Consider the following 17804-nt stretch of genomic DNA (forward strand, 5'->3'; position numbering starts at 1 on the left):
TTTTTTAAACTTCCATTACTTTTTTAAAGCTAAGGAGAAAAAATGAAAAAAATTCTATCTTTAAGTGTGGTAAGTCTTGCACTTTGTGGTGCTTTAAATGCAGCAGATTTAAAAATCGCAGGTTCATCGACTGTGTATCCTTTTACTTCTTTTGTAGCTGAAGAATATGCTTCGATTAAAAATACAAAAACTCCTATAGTAGAGAGCTTGGGAACAGGGGGTGGATTTAAGGTATTTTGTGAAGGAACTACTGATATTTCTAATGCTTCAAGACCTATGAAATTAAGTGAATTTGAAACTTGCAAAAAAGCAGGGGTAACTGATATAGTAGGGATTATGATAGGTTATGATGGTATAGTTTTAGCTCAAAATAAAACCAATGCTCCATTAAATATCACAAAAAAAGAACTTTTCTTAGCATTGGCAAAAGAAATTCCACAAAATGGAAAACTTATACCAAATCCTTATACAAACTGGAATCAAATCAATAAAAATTTACCAAATCGTAAAATTAGTGTTTATGGTCCACCATCAAGTTCAGGAACAAGAGATACTATAGAAGAGCTTATTATGAGTGATGTGTCTAAAAAAATTCCTGAGTATAAAGGCGAGTATAAAACCTTGCGTCAAGATGGTGCTTATATCCCAAGCGGTGAAAATGATAATCTAATCGTTTCAAAACTTACTATTGATAAAGATGCTTTTGGAATTTTTGGTTATAGCTTTTTAGTGAGCAACTCAGATAAAATTAATGTCGCTACTATTGATGGTGTTGCACCAAGTGAAGAAAATATTGCAGATGAAAAATACGAACTTGCAAGAAGTTTGTTTATTTATATCAATGCTAAGAAAAATCCAAAAGAAGCCTTTGAATTTGCAAAAATTTATATGAGTGATGATTTGGCAAAAAGTGGCGGAGAACTTGAAAAAATAGGACTTGTTCCTTTAAGCGATGATAAATTAAAAGCTTCTCAAAAACATATAGAAGATAGAAAAATTTTAAATGATGAGCTTGTAAAAGCTGGAAAAGTTTTTTAAGGAAAAACTTTGCTAAAAGAAAAAATAATCAAATTTGCACTTTTTTTATGTGCTTTTGTAAGCGTGATAGTAAGTTTTGCTATCATGCTTACAATTTTAATTGAAGCTTTAAAATTCTTTCAAAAAGAAAGCGTTGTTACTTTTTTATTCTCAAGTCAGTGGGCAGCTGATGCAGCTTTTATGAATGCAGATGGCACGAGCAAACAAGGTATTTTTGGGGCGCTATCGCTTTTTTGGGGTACTTTTTATATTTCATTGATTGCTATGCTAACGGCTTTACCTTTAGGGGTTATGTGTGCTATATATTTAGGTGTTTTTGCTGGTAAAAAATCTAAAAATTACTTAAAACCTATTTTAGAAATCATTGCAGGGATTCCTACTGTTGTTTTTGGATTTTTTGCGGCTATAGTTGTAGCGCCTTTTATAGTGTGGTTTTTTTCTTTATTTGGCATACAAGCAAGTTTTCAAAGTGCTTTAGGCGCAGGTTTTATCATGGGGATCATGATAGTGCCTATAGTGGCTTCTTTATCTCAAGATTGTATTGAAGCAGTAAGCGAGAAAAGGATTAATGGTGCTTATGCTTTAGGCATGACAAAAAAAGAAGTGGTTTTTGCTGTGATTTTACCCGAGGCTATTCCTGGTATAGTTGCAGCTTGTCTTTTAGGACTTTCAAGAGCCTTAGGTGAAACTATGATAGTGGTAATGGCAGCTTCCTTACGTCCAAATTTAACGATGAATTTTTTAGAAGATATGACAACGGTAACGGTAAAAATCGTAGAAGCTTTAAGCGGAGATCAAGCTTTTGATAGTTCTTTAGCTTTGAGTGCTTTTTCTTTAGGTTTGGTGCTTTTTATCATCACTTTAATCATCAATATGTTTAGCGTTTATCTTATCAATCGCTTTCACAAAAGGAAAAATTTATGAAAAAACTTTTTAAAAAAAGACAAAAAGCTTCAAAGTCTTTTAAAAGACTTTGTAAAATGGGGCTTTATATTAATTTAATTTTTCTTTGTATCTTTTTAGGAAGTGTGGGTTATCTTGGAATTGGAGCTTTTAAGCAAACTTATATTTTTGTAGAGGCTAATAGAAATTCTCCTGTTTATGATCTTTTATCTCGCGCAGAACAAAGAAAAATAAGAACAGGGCAAATCACTGAAAAAACTTGGCTTTTGGCAAATTCAGAAGTGGATCAATATATGAAGCAAAAATATAATCGCCTTAGTGAAAAACAAAGAACTTTAGTCGATGATCTTGTGCAAAAAGGCGAGATAGAGCTTAAATTTAATAGCAATTTCTTTTTAAATGGGGACTCAAAATCTCCTGAAAATTCAGGAATTTTATCTTCAGTTGTAGGGACTTTGCTTGTTATGCTTGTTTGTATGGTTGTGAGTGTTCCTATGGGCGTTGCAGCAGCAATTTATTTAGAAGAATTTGCGCCACAAAATATTCTTACACATTTTATAGAAGTGTGTATTAACAACCTTGCAAGTATTCCAAGTATCTTGTTTGGACTTTTAGGACTTGGAGTGTTTATCAATCTTTTTGGAATGCCTCGCTCAAGTGCTTTAGTGGGTGGGCTTACTTTGGCGATCATGAGTTTACCTATTATCATTGTTTCAACCAAAGCGGCTTTAAAAAGCGTGGACATTAACATGAAAAATGCTGCTTATGCCTTAGGTATGACAAAGGTTCAAATGGTAAAAGGTATTATGTTGCCTTTGGCTATGCCTATGATTTTAACAGGTTCTATTTTGACTTTAGCTGGGGCTATAGGCGAGACTGCACCTTTGATGATTATCGGTATGATAGCATTTATCCCTGATGTGGCAAGTTCGATTTTTGATCCAACTAGCGTTTTGCCTGCTCAAATTTACTCATGGTCAGCTATGCCAGAGCGTGCATTTTTAGAAAGAACTGCAGCAGGTATTATCGTGCTTTTAGGACTTTTAGTCGTGTTAAATCTTAGTGCGATATTATTAAGAAAATATTTTCAAGGAAAATTAAAGTGATAGCAAAAACAACAAATTTAAATTTATTTTATGGAAAAAAACAAGCTTTATTTGATATCAATATGCAAATAGAACAAAACAAAATTACCGCGCTCATCGGCGCTTCAGGATGTGGTAAATCCACTTTTTTGCGTTGTTTTAATAGAATGAATGATAAAATTGCAAAAATCGGTGGTTTAGTAGAAATTGAAGGAAAGGATGTTAAAAATCAAGATGTAGTAGTCTTGCGTAAAAATGTAGGCATGGTTTTTCAACAACCTAATGTTTTTGTAAAAAGCATTTATGAAAATATCTCTTATGCACCAAAACTTCACGGCATGATTAAAAACAAAGATGAAGAAGAAGCTTTGGTGGTGGATTGTTTGCAAAAAGTAGGGCTTTTTGAAGAAGTTAAAGACAAGCTAAAGCAAAATGCCCTAGCTCTTTCAGGCGGACAACAACAACGCCTTTGTATCGCAAGAGCTTTAGCAATAAAACCTAAACTCTTGCTTTTAGATGAGCCAACTTCCGCACTTGATCCTATTAGCTCAGGTGTTATAGAAGAGCTTTTAAAAGAATTAAGTCATAATCTTTCCATGATTATGGTAACGCATAACATGCAACAAGGCAAACGCGTGGCTGATTATACTGCATTTTTTCACCTAGGTGAGCTCATAGAATTTGGTGAAAGTAAAGAATTTTTTGAAAATCCAAAACAAGAAAAAACCAAGGCTTATCTAAGCGGTACTTTTGGATAATAAAGCCGCTTTTTAGCGGTTTTTATTTTAAGAAAAATTTGTTAAAATTTGCCTTTTATCTTTGTAAGGCATTAATTATGGCAAAAAAACAACTCTCTTTAACAAGACTTAGTTTTCCTATATTTTGGGATTTGCTTTCTAAGTATTTAACTGTGATTATCAATACCGCTATGGTGTCGCATTATTCTAATTTTCTTGTCGGTGCTATGGGGGCTGGAAATCAAATTTTAGATCTTTTTATCACTATTTTTTCATTTTTAAGTGTGGGTTGTAGCGTGGTGATAGCTCAAGCTATTGGTGCAAAAGATCATGTCTTAGCAAGAAAAGTGATTCATCAAAGTTTATTTTTAAATGCACTTTTAGGCTTTGTATGTGGTGCGCTTATTTTATGGCATGGGGAGTATTTGCTTTATCTTTTAAAAATCCCACAAGAATTGCTTAAAGACAGCAAAATTTACTTGCATATGCTTGCAATTTGTTTGTTTTTTGATGCCATAGGTATTGTTTTAGCGGCTATTGTAAGGGTTTATAATATGGCTTATTGGGTTATGCTTATAGGCTTTTTGATGGATATAGTGGTGATTTGTGGAAATTATTATGTTTTGCATTATACAAAATCAGAACTTTTTGGAGTAGGGCTTAGTAATATTTTTGCCCGTATTGTTGCTATAGTGGCTTTACTTGTGATACTTTTTTATAAACTTAAAATTCATCTTAAAATCAAAGAAATGATAAAACTTGAAAAAGAGGTATTAAAAAAGGTTTTAAATATAGGTGGGTTTTCAGCAGGAGAAAATCTTTTGTGGATAGTTCAATACACTATAGCTTTTGCTTTTGTAGCAAGCTTAGGCGAGGAGAGTTTGAGTGTGCAAACGATTTATTTTCAAATTTCAATGCTTATCATGCTTATAGGACAAGCTACGAGCATAGCTAATGAAATCATAGTAGGTAAATTAGTCGGTGCTAGACATGAAAATATAGCTTATAAGCATGCTTGGCGTGCTTTGTATTTTAGCGTGATAGCGAGTGCTTTAGTGGCACTTTTAAATTATCTTTGTCAAGATTTTACTATGCAAATTTTAGGGCTTAAAGAAGAGTTAAAAAATTTAATGATACCTTTATTTGCTCTTTCAATCTTTCTTGAAATTTCACGCACCTTTAATATAGTTATGGTGAATTCCTTGCGTGCAAGTGGCGATGCTAAGTTTCCATTTTTTAGCGGACTTGTTTTTATGATGGGAGTATCTTTGCCTGTGGGTTATGTGCTTTGTTTTCATTTTAATCTTGGAATTTTAGGGGTTTGGATAGGATTTTGTGCGGATGAGTTTTTGCGTGGAATGGTAAATTCATACAGATGGAAAAGTAAAAAATGGCAAGGCAAAGCTCTAGTTTAAAATCATTTATTTATAAAGATGAGTGTTATTTTTATTCTAAAAAACGCATAAAAACTTTAAGATTAAGGCTAAATGAAAGGGGTGAATTTGTTCTTAGCATTCCTTATTTTTGCACTTTTAAAAGTGTTTATGAGTTTTTAGATAAATCAAGTTCTTGGATAAATGAGACAAAAAAAAGATTTGAAAAAAAAGTTTTAAAAGATGATGAATTAATCTTTTTAGCTAAAAAATATAAAATTATATTTGATGAAAATGCCAAAAAAACTTATTTTGATAAAGATAAAATTCTTTGTGAAAATAAAGCAAAATTAGATTTATTTTTAAGAGAAAATGCTAAAAAGATTTTTACTTTTTATCTTGAAAAATGGAGCCAAAAAACAGGTTTATTTTATACGCATTTAAGCATTAAAAATATGAAAACGCGTTGGGGTTCATGTAATCATAATAAAGCTTATATTAATTTAAATTTAAAACTCATTCAAAAGAGTTTAAAGGCTATTGAATATGTGATTTTGCATGAAATCAGCCACTTAAAATTCCCTAATCACAGCAAAGAATTTTACTCTTTTATGGAGCATTTTATGAGCGATTTTAGACAAAGAGAGAAAGAATTTTTAAGTTAAAAATGTTATATTTATAGTTTATTTTTCAAAAAAGGCATAATATGACTTTGGATTTTGATTTTATTTATAATGCGGATAATGATATTTTTGAATATTTATTGCGTTTTTATGCGAAAAATTATAACTACACCCTTAGTAAAGAAGAAAATATTTATCATTTTTCTATTGATGCAGATGAAGAAAATTTAAAGACTTTTTGTGATTCTTTAAATTTTATGAGTCATAGTGTTTTTTTGAAAAAATTTGATGTAAAAGCGGGACAGGATTTTAACCCTTGTATGCCAGAAGATAAAGAATTTTCAAAATTTTCTTATATTACTCATTTAAATTCTAATGCCTATCAAGAAAAAAAACTTTTAAACAAAAACGAATGGGGCGTGTTTTGTGAGTGTGAATTTTCAAGCAATTTATCAGAATTTGAAAAAATCAATGAAGAAAATTTCAATACTTTTTTAAATCTTGCCTTTGATTTGTTAAGTCAAGAAAAAAAGATTTATTTAAAAGATAAAAATGGCATTTATGAATTTTCTTTGTTTAAGAACGAATTTATAGGAGATTTTTTACTTCCTTGTGATATTAAGGCTATAAATTCAGTTTTTGTTTGTTCAAATGAAAATTTAAAACTTCTTGCAAGTTTAGAAAAACCTTTGATGAAGCTAAGACTTAATGCCATGTTTAGAAAAAATCACAATCTTGATTTTAATAATTTTAAAATCAGACTTGCTAGAGATTTGTTTTGCTTTGCTTTAGGTTTAAAACTTTTTGAAAATGAATATAAATTTTTAAGCGTAAAAAAAATAGAAGAATACCAAAAAGATTTTTATATCAGTGCTTTAGATGAGCAAGTGGTGGTTTTGGAAGGCTTTGAATTTATCAATGCTAAGGCAAGAGAGCTTATTTTTTCTAAAGAAGATAAAAATATGGCAAGAATTTCTTATCTTGTAAGTCGTTATAAAGAAAAAGCTTTTATTTTAGAGCTTAGCAAAGATGATGAAGATATTTTGCTTATTAACAAAGAGCTTAATTTGCTTAAACTTTCTTTACCAAAACACAGCAAAGAACTTTATGAAGAGATTAAAAAAGATGAAATTGGTGCAAGGCTTTTAGAAAATTTTAGCAAGGAATTTCCTCTTTTAGATGAAAATTTTGAGCTTCAAAACAATTTTTATTCCTTGCTTGGCTTGGTAGGCAGAGTGCTAAATTTGGGTAAAAATTTACAAGAGAGTGCTAGTGAGCTTTTAAAAATTGCTGATGAGTCAAAAATGCCTCGTGGAGTAAAGATTGATTATCGTTTGAAAGAAGATAAAAGTTTTGATTATACAAGAACTTTAAGATCTACTATGAGTTTTATGTTAGCAGGTGTAGATAGTACTAATATCGCTTATGGAGCGGTTGAGAGTTTGGCTTATTTCTTACGTGATACTTATGATGAATTAAGAGAGAAAAAGCAAAGCGACTTAGCGCTTATAAGTGGCTCTTTGTTTGAACATAAATCTTTACTTAAAAATACTTTAAAACATCTTAAAAATTGTCAGTTAAGCGATGTGCCACTTAGGATATAAGATCAAAATTTCAGGTCTAGTTCAAGGGGTGGGTTTTCGCCCTTTAGTTTATGAACTAGCTTTGAAATCAAAGCTTTTTGGAGAGGTAAGAAATGATGGTTTTGGGGTAGAAATCATCCTTGCTTGTACTCAAAAAGAATGTGAAAATTTCATAGAGAATTTAAAAAATCATCTCCCACCTTTAGCAAGAATAGACAAGCTTATAATCACGCAAATTTCTATTTCAAACTATGAAAATTTTAGTATCACTCCTTCTTTAAAGAACACAAAAAGCACACCTATGTTAAGTGATTTTGCGCTTTGTAAGGAATGTAAAAAAGAATTTTTTGATGAAAAAAATCCACGCTTTTTATATCCTTTTATCACTTGCACACATTGTGGGCCACGCTTTAGTATTATAAAAAGTCTTCCTTATGATAGAGCCCATACTTCCATGCAAGAATTATTGATGTGTGAGTTTTGCAAAAGCGAATACGAAGATCCTAAAAATAGGCGTTTTCATGCCCAGCCTATTAGTTGTCCTAAGTGTAAAATCAATGTTTTTCTTAAAAATTCAAAGGGTGAAATTTTAGCCAAAGATCAAGAAGCTTTTATGCAAAGTTCGAAGTTTTTAAAGGAAGGTAAAATTTTAGCCATTAAAGGCATGGGCGGTTTTCATCTCATGTGTGATGCTTTTAATGAAGAAGCTTTAAAAACTCTAAGACTTAGAAAAAATCGCCCCAAAAAACCCTTTGCTTTGATGTGTAAAGATTTACAAAGTGCTAAAGAACTTGCCTTTATAGATGAAAAAGAAGAATCTTTGCTTGGTGGGGTTTTAGCTCCTATTGTGATTTTAAAGGCAAAAAAAGCCTTTTCTTTAATCGCACCTGATGTTGATAAAATCGGTATTATGCTAGCTTATACGCCTTTACATCTTTTGCTTTTTGAGTATTTTAAAGGAAGTCTTGTGGCAACGAGTGCGAATTTAAGCGGAGAAAGTATCATTAAAGATGAGTTTAATTTGTGTCAAAAACTTGATAAAGTTTTTGATTTTTATTTGGATTATGATAGAGAAATTATCAACGCAAGTGATGATAGCATAGCTCAAGTGGTAAATGGTAAAACTATGTTTTTGCGTACTTCAAGGGGTTTAAATCCTTTTTATTTGGAAAGAAATTTTAATAAAAAAGGCACTTTTTTAGCTTTGGGCGCGGAGCTTAAAAATGAATTTGTGATTTTTTATGAAAATAAACTTTTAATTTCTCCTTATATAGGGGATTTGAAAAGTCTTGATGTGCATGAGAGATTTTTTAAACTTTTAGAATTTTTTAAACAAAATTATGATTTGAAATTTGATGCGATTTTGTGCGATAAACACCCGCATTTTAGCTATGCAAAAGAATTTGAAGAAAGGATTAAAATTTCTCATCATTATGCGCATTTTTGTGCGGCTTATTTTGAATACGAAGAAAATTTTGCAAAAGATGAAAAGGCTTTAGCTTTTATTTGTGATGGAACAGGTTATGGCGAAGATGGCAAAATTTGGGGTGGAGAAGTTTTTGTAGGAAATTTAAAAGAATATGAAAGAATTGCACATTTTGAAAATTTCACTCTTATAAATAGTGATATTAAAAATATACAAAATTTGGCTCTAAGTCTTATTTTTCATTATGATTTAGAAGATAAGGCTAAGGAGTTTTTAGCAAAAATTCCAAAAATTAAACTTGAAAATCTTAAAAAAATTTATTCACATTCTAACTTACAAACAAGTTCCTTAGGACGCATTATCGATGCTTTTGGAAGTATTGTTTTTAACTTAGAAAAAAGCTCTTATGAGGCTCAAGTTGGCTTGATGTGTGAAGCTTTTTATGATAAAAATCTTGATTTTTCTTATAAGCTTTTTGTAGAAAAAGGGCAGGTTAATTTTAAAAATTTAATTTTAGGGGCTTTGCAAGATGAAAAAACTAAGGCAATTACAGGTATGTTTAATGCTTTGGCAAATTTTATCATAGATTTTAGCAAAGATTATGATTTAAAAGTGCTTTTAAGTGGAGGAGTTTTTCAAAACAAAACCTTACTTGAAATTTTAAAAGCTAAAAATTTTGATTTTTTTGTACCTTTAAAATATCCTTGCAATGATAGTTCCATAGCTTTAGGGCAAATGGTACATTTTTTAAATTTTAGAAAAATAAAGCAAATATTCTAAAAACTCATAATTTTTTAATGCTTTTAAGGTTAAAATGAAACAAAAATTATAAAGGAAAGAAAATGTGTAAAGATTGCGGCTGTTCTATAAATTCAACCCATACACACGATCATCACGATCACCATCATGAAAATCCAAGCTTAAAAGAAAGCAAAACCATAGAAGTGATTTCTAAAATTTTAAGCAAAAATGACGAAGAAGCTAAGCACAATAGAGCACATTTTAATGAAGCTAACACGCTTTGTATCAATTTAATGAGTTCTCCAGGTAGTGGAAAAACTACGCTTTTAGAAAGTACGATCAAGGCTTTGAAAAGTGAGCTTAAAATCGCTGTGATTGAAGGGGATTTAGAAACCAATAATGACGCTCTAAGAGTAAAAAATGCCGGAGCTTTAGCGTATCAAATCACTACAGGGCAAAGCTGTCATTTGGATGCTTTTATGGTGCATGAAGCTTTGCATCATTTAGCGATTGATGATGTGGATTTGCTTTTTATAGAAAATGTTGGAAATTTAGTTTGTCCTGCAAGCTATGATTTAGGAGAGCATTTAAATGTGGTTTTGCTTTCGGTAACCGAAGGAAGTGATAAACCGCAAAAATACCCTGTGATGTTCAAAAAGGCTGATATAGTTTTAATCACAAAGGCAGATTTGGCTCATCATTTTGATTTTGATATTAAAGAGGCGACTAGGTTGATTAAAGAATTAAATCCTAGAGCAGATATTATCACTCTTGATGCAAAAAATGGCACCAATATGGAGCTTTGGTATAAGGTGCTTAAACTTAAAAAGGAGCTTTTTTAATGTGTTTATCTATACCTTCTGAAATTTTAGAAATCGATGAGTTAAACAATGCTTTAGTGCAAACTTTAGGTGTGAAAAGAAAAGTTAATTTAGATTTGATTGATGAGCCTTTAAAACAAGGCGATTATGTCTTAATCCATGTAGGCGTTGCTATGGAAAAAATCGACAAAGAAGCTGCACTAGAAAGCATTAAAACCTATCAAGAAATAGTAGAAAAAATGAATAGCGGAGAGATAAAAAGCGATGAGGGAGATTTGGGTTTAAATGAATTTCATCGATGAATTTAGAGATAAAGAAAGCATTTTAGCTTTAAAAAAACTCATAGAACAAGAACTTAAAAATCCTATCAATATCATGGAAATTTGCGGTGGGCATACACATAGTATTATGAAATATGCCCTACCTTCTATTTTGCCAAAAGAAATTAACTTCATCCATGGACCAGGATGTCCTGTTTGTGTTATGCCAAGAGTTCGCATTGATACAGCTATCAAGTTAGCCTCCATGAAAGATACGATTTTTTGTACTTTAGGAGATCTTTTAAGAGTGCCTGGAAGTGAAATTTCTCTTCTTGATTTAAGAGCTAAAGGGGCTGATGTTAGAGCACTTTATTCTCCACTTGAGGTTTTAGAAATCGCTAAGCAAAATTTAAACAAAAATATCATCTTTTTTGCTATAGGCTTTGAAACCACTACGCCTATGAGTGCTTTACTTCTTCAAAAGGTTATAGAAGAAAAAATAAATAATGTCTTTTTTCATATCAATCATATCACAGTTCCAGCACCTGTAGAAGCGATCATGAATGATGAAAATGTAAAAATCAATGCTTTTTTAGGCCCTTCTCATGTGAGTGTGATAACAGGTTATGGTGTTTATGAGCCTTTAGCAGCAAAATTTAAAACCCCTATAGCAGTGAGTGGTTTTGAACCAGTTGATATTTTAGAGAGTGTGTTAAATATTATAAAACAAAGTAATGAAGGTACTTTTAAAGTGTATAATCAATACAAAAGAGCCGTAAGCAAAGAAGGTAATGTTAAAGCACAAAATTTAGTAAAAAAATACTTTAGGGTGTGTGATTTTGAATTTCGTGGCTTAGGACTTATTAAAGATGGAGGTTTGGAGCTAAAAGAAGAATTTAGCACCTATGATGCAAGTAAAAAATTTGATTGCATGGTACAAAGTAAAAATGAAAGCAAAGCTTGTATTTGTGGGCAAATTTTAAGAGGTTTAGCCAAGCCTTATGATTGTAAGGTTTTTGGTAAGGCTTGTACGCCAAGAAGTCCTATAGGAAGTTGTATGGTTTCTGGCGAGGGTGCTTGTGCGGCGTATTATAAATACTCAAAGGTGAATGTATGAAAAATATTTCCTTAGCCCACGGAGGTGGTGGAGAAGAGATGAACGAGCTTTTAACTAAGCTTTTTAAGATCTTTGATAATGAAATTTTAAACGCAAATAATGATGCGGCGATTTTAGGAAATTTGGCTTTAAGTACGGATTCTTTTGTTTTAAGTCCGATTTTTTTAGATGAAGAGGTTAATATAGGCAAACTTTGTGTTTGTGGTTCTATTAACGATGTTTTGATGGTGGGTGCTAAGCCAAAATATCTAAGCTTAGGACTTATCTTAGAAGAAGGTTTTGAGCTAGAAAAACTAGAGCGTATTTTAAAAAGCATTAAAGAAGAATGTGAAAAATGCGGAGTTATGTTAGTTTGTGGCGATACTAAAGTTGTTCCTAAGGGTAAGGCAGATGAAATTTATATCAACACTACAGCCTTAGGTGAAATTATTTCTAAAAAAGAAAGTAAAAATATCAAAGCAGGGCTTAGCATACTTCTTTCAGGTGATATAGGAAGGCATGGAGCTAGTGTTTTAATCAAAAGAAATGAGTTAGAAGCTGATATTAAAAGTGATTGTAAGGCTTTAGATAAAGAGGTTTTAGAGCTTTTAGAAAAAGATATAAAGGTTGTAGCTATGAGAGATGCTACTCGCGGGGGGCTTAGTGCGGTTTTAAATGAGTGGGCAAAGCAAAGCGGAAATGATCTTTTGATCTTTGAAGAAAAAATCATCGTTCAAGATGAGGTTTTAGGACTTTGTGAGCTTTTTGGTTATGAAGCTTATGAACTTGCAAATGAAGGCACTTTTATACTTTGTGTGGAAAAAGAAGATGAGTTAAAAGCCTTGGAAATTCTAAAAAAATACAATGTAAATGCGAGTATTATAGGAGAAGTTTTAGAAGAGAAAAAAGCACGCGTGATCTTACAAAACGCTTATGGGGCAAAACGCTTTTTAGAAAGCCCTAAAGGCGAACTTTTACCAAGAATTTGCTAATGCACGAATTAAGTATAGTAGAATCTTTAATCGAACTTTGCGAAGAAAATGCCTTAAACAATAAGGCTTGTAATGTACAAGAAATTTATGTAAAAATTGGGCGTTTAAGCGGTATAGAAGTTGATCTTTTTAAGCGTTGTTTTGAAACTTTTAAAGAAAATTCAAATATTTGTAAAAATGCTAAACTTTTTATAGAACTTGCCCCACTTATAATTTTATGCTTAAAATGTGATCAAACAAGCATTTTAGAAGAAAATGTTTTTAAGTGTCCTAAATGTGAAAGTATAGAATATAAAATCACACAAGGTGAGGACTTACACCTTATGCGACTTGTGATGGAGTGAGTCAAAAAATTGATTTTTTTTACAAAATGATAATATGATATTGTTTATGAGATTTGTTTGGGCTAAGTTTTATTAAATGTTATTGGAGTTTAAAATGGAAGTATATGCAAGATATTTTGATACACAAGATTATTCTTTTAGAATGGAATACTTTATTATGTTTTGGCCAAAGTGCTGAGCTTTTAGGAAGTGCTGTTTTGCTAAACCCTGGTTCTTCAAAATGTAAAGAAGAAAGTCTTACATGTGATGAATTAAATAAAATACGAGAATTTTATAAGGATAAAAAAGATGTAGGAGATTTTGATTCTTGAAAAAAATTTTCTCCTGATAGTACAATGAGAGAAATTGAAAAAATTTTTAATGGCCAACATATAGATAAAAAAACAGAATTGAATGGAATTATTCAAATTTTTAATTTATTTATTTGAAAAATTCTGATTCCGATAGTGCAATTAAAGAAATGTGTCAAATTGAAAATCAGTATTTAGTAATGATATTCATCTTAGATTTTATAATAAAATTGTTTATTTTGGTTTTGGTAAAAAAATGCTTAAATACGATATTTTAAGAAAGAGGGCATGTGACATTTTTAAAAATGCTCCTATTACAAGTAAAGAAAATTATGAAGTATTGTTTGAAAAAAATGATTTTTATCATCCAATGTATATTCTTAGAACTTCAAGCAAACATAAAGATTTTTTAGAGAAATTTTATAAGAAATTTAAAGAGCAAAATAAGAAATGAATCTAGCTTTTTAAAATCCTTGCAAGTTTAAGCAAATTTGAAATCAAAAATTCTTTTTTTACGAGCTTAGAATTGATTTTAAGCTCATATTCGCTTTTAAGTAAAAGAGTGAAAATTTCTTTATATTGTTCGATTTTTAAACTAAAGGCTTGAGAGCTTAAATTTTGTCCCACTTGAGGGGGTGGAGTGTAGCCTAAAAGCTCTTTAAAATCAATTTTGCCATTGACTTTAACATAAAGTGCGATTTTAAATAAACGATAAAAAGAATTATATAAAGAGTTGATTAAAGCAATTTCATTAAAATTATCTAAAATTTTTTCAAGTTCGCTTTTAAAGTCTTGTTTTTTTAAAATTTTATCAAAAAAGCTTTCAAAACTTCCTGTATTTAAACTATAGCAGTATTGTTCTATGGTTTTTTCATCTACTCTTAAACCGCTAAATTTATTAAGTTCGCTTGCAGCAAGATACAAGTTTTCATCAAAACTTGTAAAAAGGGTAAATAAAGCATTTTGAGTGATTTCAACCCCTAGTTGTTTTGCTTTTATGCTTAAAAGTTCCACGCCTTCTTTAGCTCCGTTAGCTTTAAAAAATCTTACAAAATGAGGAGAGAAAATTTTTTCTATGTCGCTTTGCTTTGAACTTTCATCATAAAATTCTAAAAGAAAGAAATTGTCCGCATTGTTTTTACAAAGATCTACTAAAATTTTAAGATCTTTTATTGCAATTTTTTTAGAAGTTTTGATTTCTAGTAATTTTTTTTCACTAAAAAGCGATCCTGCGCTTAAAAAATCACTCGCACGAGTGAAGTTGTATTCTTCAAAAAAAAGCTTTAAAGTTTCATCGGGCTTATATTTTTCTTTTATAAATTCAGCATAAAGTTCGCTTTGAAAATTATCTGCTCCATAAAGAAAGAAAAAATTAGGTATTGAATCTTTAGAAAGCAGGGTTTGGAGCTCTTTTCTATACATTTTCTTCCTTTATAAGTCTTTGGGTGATTTTAGCATAAATTTTTGCCATAACTATATCTGCTTCCATGATTTGCACTTCAACACTTTCTAGCAAATTCACACGCGTATCATAAAGGATTATATCCGCTCCTTTGATTTCATCATCTAGTTTGGCTATGCAAACTCCATCATTTTGCACAACTAAAGCTTTAAATTTTTTGTCTATATTTTTGGCTGCCCATCTAGCAAATTTTCTATCCATAAAATCAAAAGCAACCTTATCCGCCTCTCTTTCAAGCGTACTAAGACTCTCGCAAGTGCTTTCTATGTTTAAAAGCAGATAATTAAAAAGTTTTTCATCGTTTTTTTGTTTGGCTTTTAAAAGTCTGTGTAAAATAAGATCAGAATACCTTCTTATAGGGCTTGTAAAATGTGAGTATTTATCAAAACCTAAGCCAAAATGTCCCGCATTTACACTAGAATATTCTGCTTTTTTTTGTGCTTTGATGATGAGTTTATCTACTTCTGCTCTTAAATTTAACTCATCGGCTAAAGCTTGTATGTCTCGTATGAGTTCAGGAAGATTGGGCTTAAAATTTACATCGATTCCGAGTTCGCGTAATTCATTTAAAAGTTTATCGATTTTTCTTGTATCAGCACTTAAGTGATTTCTAAAAATACCTATATCTATGAGTTTTGCTGCCGCTTTATTGGTTAAAAGCATACAATCTTCGATCAAATTATGCGAAGGCGTGTCTTTTTCAAAAACTGTGCTTTTTAGACTTAAATTTTCATCTAAATTCATTCTTAATTCTTCGGTGCGAAATTCAAAGGCATTTTTAAGACGCATTTTGCGTAAATTTTTTGTGATTTCAAAAAGCTCATAAAGCCATGAAAGTTCTTTTAAATCAGGTTTTTGTACCAAAATTTCATCAACTTCATCGTAATTAAAACGGCGTTTTGAGTTGATAATGCCTTCAAAAAGTTCTTCTTTGATGACTTTATTTTCATGATTGAGCGTGATTTTAAAACAATACGCTAAGCGATCTAAATGAGGTTTTAAAGAACAGATATTTTCACTTAAAGGACGCGGTAACATAGGTATAGCAATATGTGGAAAATAAATAGAAAATCCACGATTTCTTGCTTCTTTATCTATAGCACTATAAGCATAAACATATTCGCTAACATCAGCAATAGCTACATAAATTTCTCGTTTTTGGGTGTCAAAATAAATCGCATCATCAAAATCTTTTGCATGTATAGGATCTATGGTGCAAAAAGGCAAGGCTCTTAAATCCATGCGATTTTCATACATACTCGCATCAACACTATCACCGTTTGCTAGAGCTTCTTTGATACAAGCGTCGCTAAATTCGCTATTTTTATTAAAAAGAGCTAAGGAGATTTTTTCATCTACGCTTTCATCATCGATATGTCCTAAAACTTCTATGATATTATTATTTTCATTTTCTATTTTTAAAATTGTCCCTAAAGGTAGTGCTTTTAAGGATTTTTGAGAAGCTTTTAAGGCAGTGCTTAATCCTGTTTTGATATTCATTCCAAGTACGGCTTCGCCATACCTTTTGGTGATCACTAAAGAGGTTTCATTGGCTCTTTTTAGAACTAAAATCACTTTTGCACTGGGGCGTTTTTTCTTTAAAGGTAAAAGTTTTACAGCAACTATATCTTTATAGTTAGCACCTTTTAGGTTTTTGTTTTCTATCAAAAGATCTTTTTTAAAACTTTCATCAAAGCATTGTAAAAAACCTGTACCTTTGCTTGAAATATCAAGTACTCCAAAGGCAAAACCATTGTTAAGATAGTATCTGTTTTTGTGTTCTTTGATGATATGATTGGCTAAAAGCTCTCTTAAAATTTGTTTAAATTCATTGCTTACTTCATGAGGGCTAATGCCATAACTTAGACTGTTTAAAAATTCTTTCACTTTTGATACTTTATGATTTTTTGTAAAATTCTTACATAAAGTTTATAAAAAAAATATGAAATTTATACTTTAATTGCTATAATAATACCTTTAATTTTTGAATTTTTAAGGAGTGAATATGGCTATTACAGTATATTATGATAAAGATTGTGATTTAAATTTAATCAAATCAAAAAAAGTAGCAATTATAGGCTTTGGCTCTCAAGGACACGCTCATGCGATGAATTTAAGAGATAATGGCGTAAATGTAATTATCGGACTTCGTGAAGGTAGTGTAAGTGCTGTTAAAGCAAAAAATGCTGGTTTTGAAGTAATGAGTGTAAGTGAAGCTTCTAAGACAGCAGATGTGATTATGATTTTAGCTCCTGATGAAATTCAAGTAGATATTTTTAATGTCGAAATAAAACCAAATTTAAGTGAAGGTAAGGCTATAGCTTTTGCACACGGTTTTAATATCCACTATGGTCAAATTGTTGTTCCAAAAGGTGTAGATGTTATCATGATAGCACCTAAAGCACCAGGACATACAGTAAGAAATGAATTTACTTTAGGAGGTGGAACCCCTTGTTTAATAGCTATCCATCAAGATGAAAGTAAAAATGCTAAAAATTTAGCCTTAAGTTATGCAAGTGCGATTGGGGGCGGACGCACAGGTATTATAGAAACAACCTTTAAAGCCGAAACAGAAACAGATCTTTTTGGTGAACAAGCCGTGCTTTGTGGTGGACTTAGTGCTTTGATTCAAGCAGGTTTTGAGACTTTGGTTGAAGCAGGTTATGAACCTGAAATGGCTTATTTTGAGTGTTTGCATGAAATGAAACTCATTGTGGATTTGATTTATCAAGGTGGTATTGCAGATATGCGTTATTCTATCTCAAATACTGCAGAATATGGCGATTATATTACAGGGCCAAAGATTATCACTGAAGAGACTAAAAAAGCGATGAAAGGTGTTTTAAAAGATATACAAAATGGTGTTTTTGCAAAAGATTTTATCTTAGAACGCCGTGCAGGTTTTGCTAGAATGCATGCAGAACGCAAAAATATGAATGATTCTTTGATAGAAAAAACAGGACGCAATTTGCGTGCTATGATGCCTTGGATCAGTGCTAAAAAATTAGTAGATAAAGATAAGAACTAAAC

General features: G+C 31.1%; 18 protein-coding genes. 16 read left to right on the forward strand and 2 right to left on the reverse strand.

Annotated features, from left to right (window positions below; translation table 11 throughout):
- The first annotated feature begins 42 nt into the window (after positions 1–42).
- From ELQ11_RS03660 to ELQ11_RS03730, 15 genes are all read left to right on the forward strand, one after another.
- Positions 43–1038 (forward strand): substrate-binding domain-containing protein, encoded by a 996-nt coding sequence (locus tag ELQ11_RS03660; RefSeq protein ID WP_126229775.1) that lies wholly within the window; start codon positions 43–45, stop codon positions 1036–1038.
- A 9-nt stretch (positions 1039–1047) separates the two neighbouring features.
- Positions 1048–1962, forward strand: a complete 915-nt coding sequence (gene pstC / locus ELQ11_RS03665; protein WP_002861319.1) for a phosphate ABC transporter permease subunit PstC — start codon at positions 1048–1050, stop codon at positions 1960–1962.
- Complete coding sequence (gene pstA / locus ELQ11_RS03670; RefSeq protein ID WP_052857777.1) at positions 1959–3047, forward strand: phosphate ABC transporter permease PstA; 1089 nt, start codon at positions 1959–1961, stop codon at positions 3045–3047. Before pstC ends, pstA begins: the two co-directional genes overlap by 4 nt.
- Positions 3044–3784 (forward strand): phosphate ABC transporter ATP-binding protein PstB, encoded by a 741-nt coding sequence (pstB, locus tag ELQ11_RS03675; protein WP_002871367.1) that lies wholly within the window; start codon positions 3044–3046, stop codon positions 3782–3784. The genes pstA and pstB overlap by 4 nt, the downstream gene beginning before the upstream one ends.
- 77 nt (positions 3785–3861) lie before the next feature.
- Positions 3862–5178: an MATE family efflux transporter gene (locus ELQ11_RS03680; protein WP_134225146.1), complete on the forward strand. Its 1317-nt coding sequence runs from the start codon at positions 3862–3864 to the stop codon at positions 5176–5178.
- The gene (locus tag ELQ11_RS03685) at positions 5154–5801 is read left to right on the forward strand and encodes a M48 family metallopeptidase (protein WP_002871365.1); all 648 of its coding nucleotides are present in this window, start codon (positions 5154–5156) and stop codon (positions 5799–5801) included. Before ELQ11_RS03680 ends, ELQ11_RS03685 begins: the two co-directional genes overlap by 25 nt.
- Positions 5802–5842: 41 nt before the next feature.
- Positions 5843–7363, forward strand: coding sequence for a hypothetical protein (locus ELQ11_RS03690; RefSeq protein WP_070314590.1), 1521 nt, complete (start codon positions 5843–5845; stop codon positions 7361–7363).
- A complete protein-coding gene (hypF, locus tag ELQ11_RS03695) occupies positions 7344–9548 on the forward strand; it encodes a carbamoyltransferase HypF (RefSeq protein WP_088306356.1) in 2205 nt (734 codons plus the stop codon). The genes ELQ11_RS03690 and hypF overlap by 20 nt, the downstream gene beginning before the upstream one ends.
- A 62-nt stretch (positions 9549–9610) precedes the next feature.
- Positions 9611–10351, forward strand: coding sequence for a hydrogenase nickel incorporation protein HypB (gene hypB, locus ELQ11_RS03700; RefSeq protein WP_002871362.1), 741 nt, complete (start codon positions 9611–9613; stop codon positions 10349–10351).
- The gene (locus ELQ11_RS03705; RefSeq protein WP_002776342.1) at positions 10351–10632 is read left to right on the forward strand and encodes a HypC/HybG/HupF family hydrogenase formation chaperone; all 282 of its coding nucleotides are present in this window, start codon (positions 10351–10353) and stop codon (positions 10630–10632) included. Before hypB ends, ELQ11_RS03705 begins: the two co-directional genes overlap by 1 nt.
- Entirely contained in the window at positions 10616–11707 is a 1092-nt protein-coding gene (gene hypD, locus ELQ11_RS03710; protein WP_074487043.1) for a hydrogenase formation protein HypD, read from the forward strand. Before ELQ11_RS03705 ends, hypD begins: the two co-directional genes overlap by 17 nt.
- A complete protein-coding gene (gene hypE / locus ELQ11_RS03715; protein WP_002872365.1) occupies positions 11704–12678 on the forward strand; it encodes a hydrogenase expression/formation protein HypE in 975 nt (324 codons plus the stop codon). The genes hypD and hypE overlap by 4 nt, the downstream gene beginning before the upstream one ends.
- Positions 12678–13022, forward strand: coding sequence for a hydrogenase maturation nickel metallochaperone HypA (gene hypA, locus ELQ11_RS03720; RefSeq protein WP_074487044.1), 345 nt, complete (start codon positions 12678–12680; stop codon positions 13020–13022). The genes hypE and hypA overlap by 1 nt, the downstream gene beginning before the upstream one ends.
- A 104-nt stretch (positions 13023–13126) precedes the next feature.
- Complete coding sequence (locus tag ELQ11_RS03725; protein WP_126213670.1) at positions 13127–13333, forward strand: hypothetical protein; 207 nt, start codon at positions 13127–13129, stop codon at positions 13331–13333.
- Positions 13334–13568: 235 nt separating this feature from the next.
- On the forward strand, positions 13569–13766 hold the full coding sequence (locus ELQ11_RS03730) for a hypothetical protein (protein ID WP_126213669.1): 198 nt from the start codon (positions 13569–13571) through the stop codon (positions 13764–13766).
- A 2-nt stretch (positions 13767–13768) separates the two neighbouring features.
- Here the strand turns inward: ELQ11_RS03730 and ELQ11_RS03735 are convergent, their stop codons facing one another.
- Both ELQ11_RS03735 and ELQ11_RS03740 read right to left on the reverse strand, forming a co-directional pair.
- The gene (locus ELQ11_RS03735) at positions 13769–14734 is read right to left on the reverse strand and encodes a DNA polymerase III subunit delta (RefSeq protein ID WP_134225147.1); all 966 of its coding nucleotides are present in this window, start codon (positions 14732–14734) and stop codon (positions 13769–13771) included.
- The gene (locus tag ELQ11_RS03740) at positions 14727–16661 is read right to left on the reverse strand and encodes a ribonuclease R family protein (RefSeq protein ID WP_134225148.1); all 1935 of its coding nucleotides are present in this window, start codon (positions 16659–16661) and stop codon (positions 14727–14729) included. The genes ELQ11_RS03735 and ELQ11_RS03740 overlap by 8 nt, the downstream gene beginning before the upstream one ends.
- A 118-nt stretch (positions 16662–16779) precedes the next feature.
- Between ELQ11_RS03740 and ilvC the strand changes: the two genes are divergently transcribed.
- Positions 16780–17802 (forward strand): ketol-acid reductoisomerase, encoded by a 1023-nt coding sequence (gene ilvC, locus ELQ11_RS03745; protein WP_134225149.1) that lies wholly within the window; start codon positions 16780–16782, stop codon positions 17800–17802.
- The last annotated feature ends 2 nt before the right edge of the window (positions 17803–17804 follow it).

Origin of the sequence: Campylobacter sp. US50a (genome assembly GCF_004379015.1) — a bacterium.
Lineage (GTDB): Bacteria > Campylobacterota > Campylobacteria > Campylobacterales > Campylobacteraceae > Campylobacter_D > Campylobacter_D jejuni.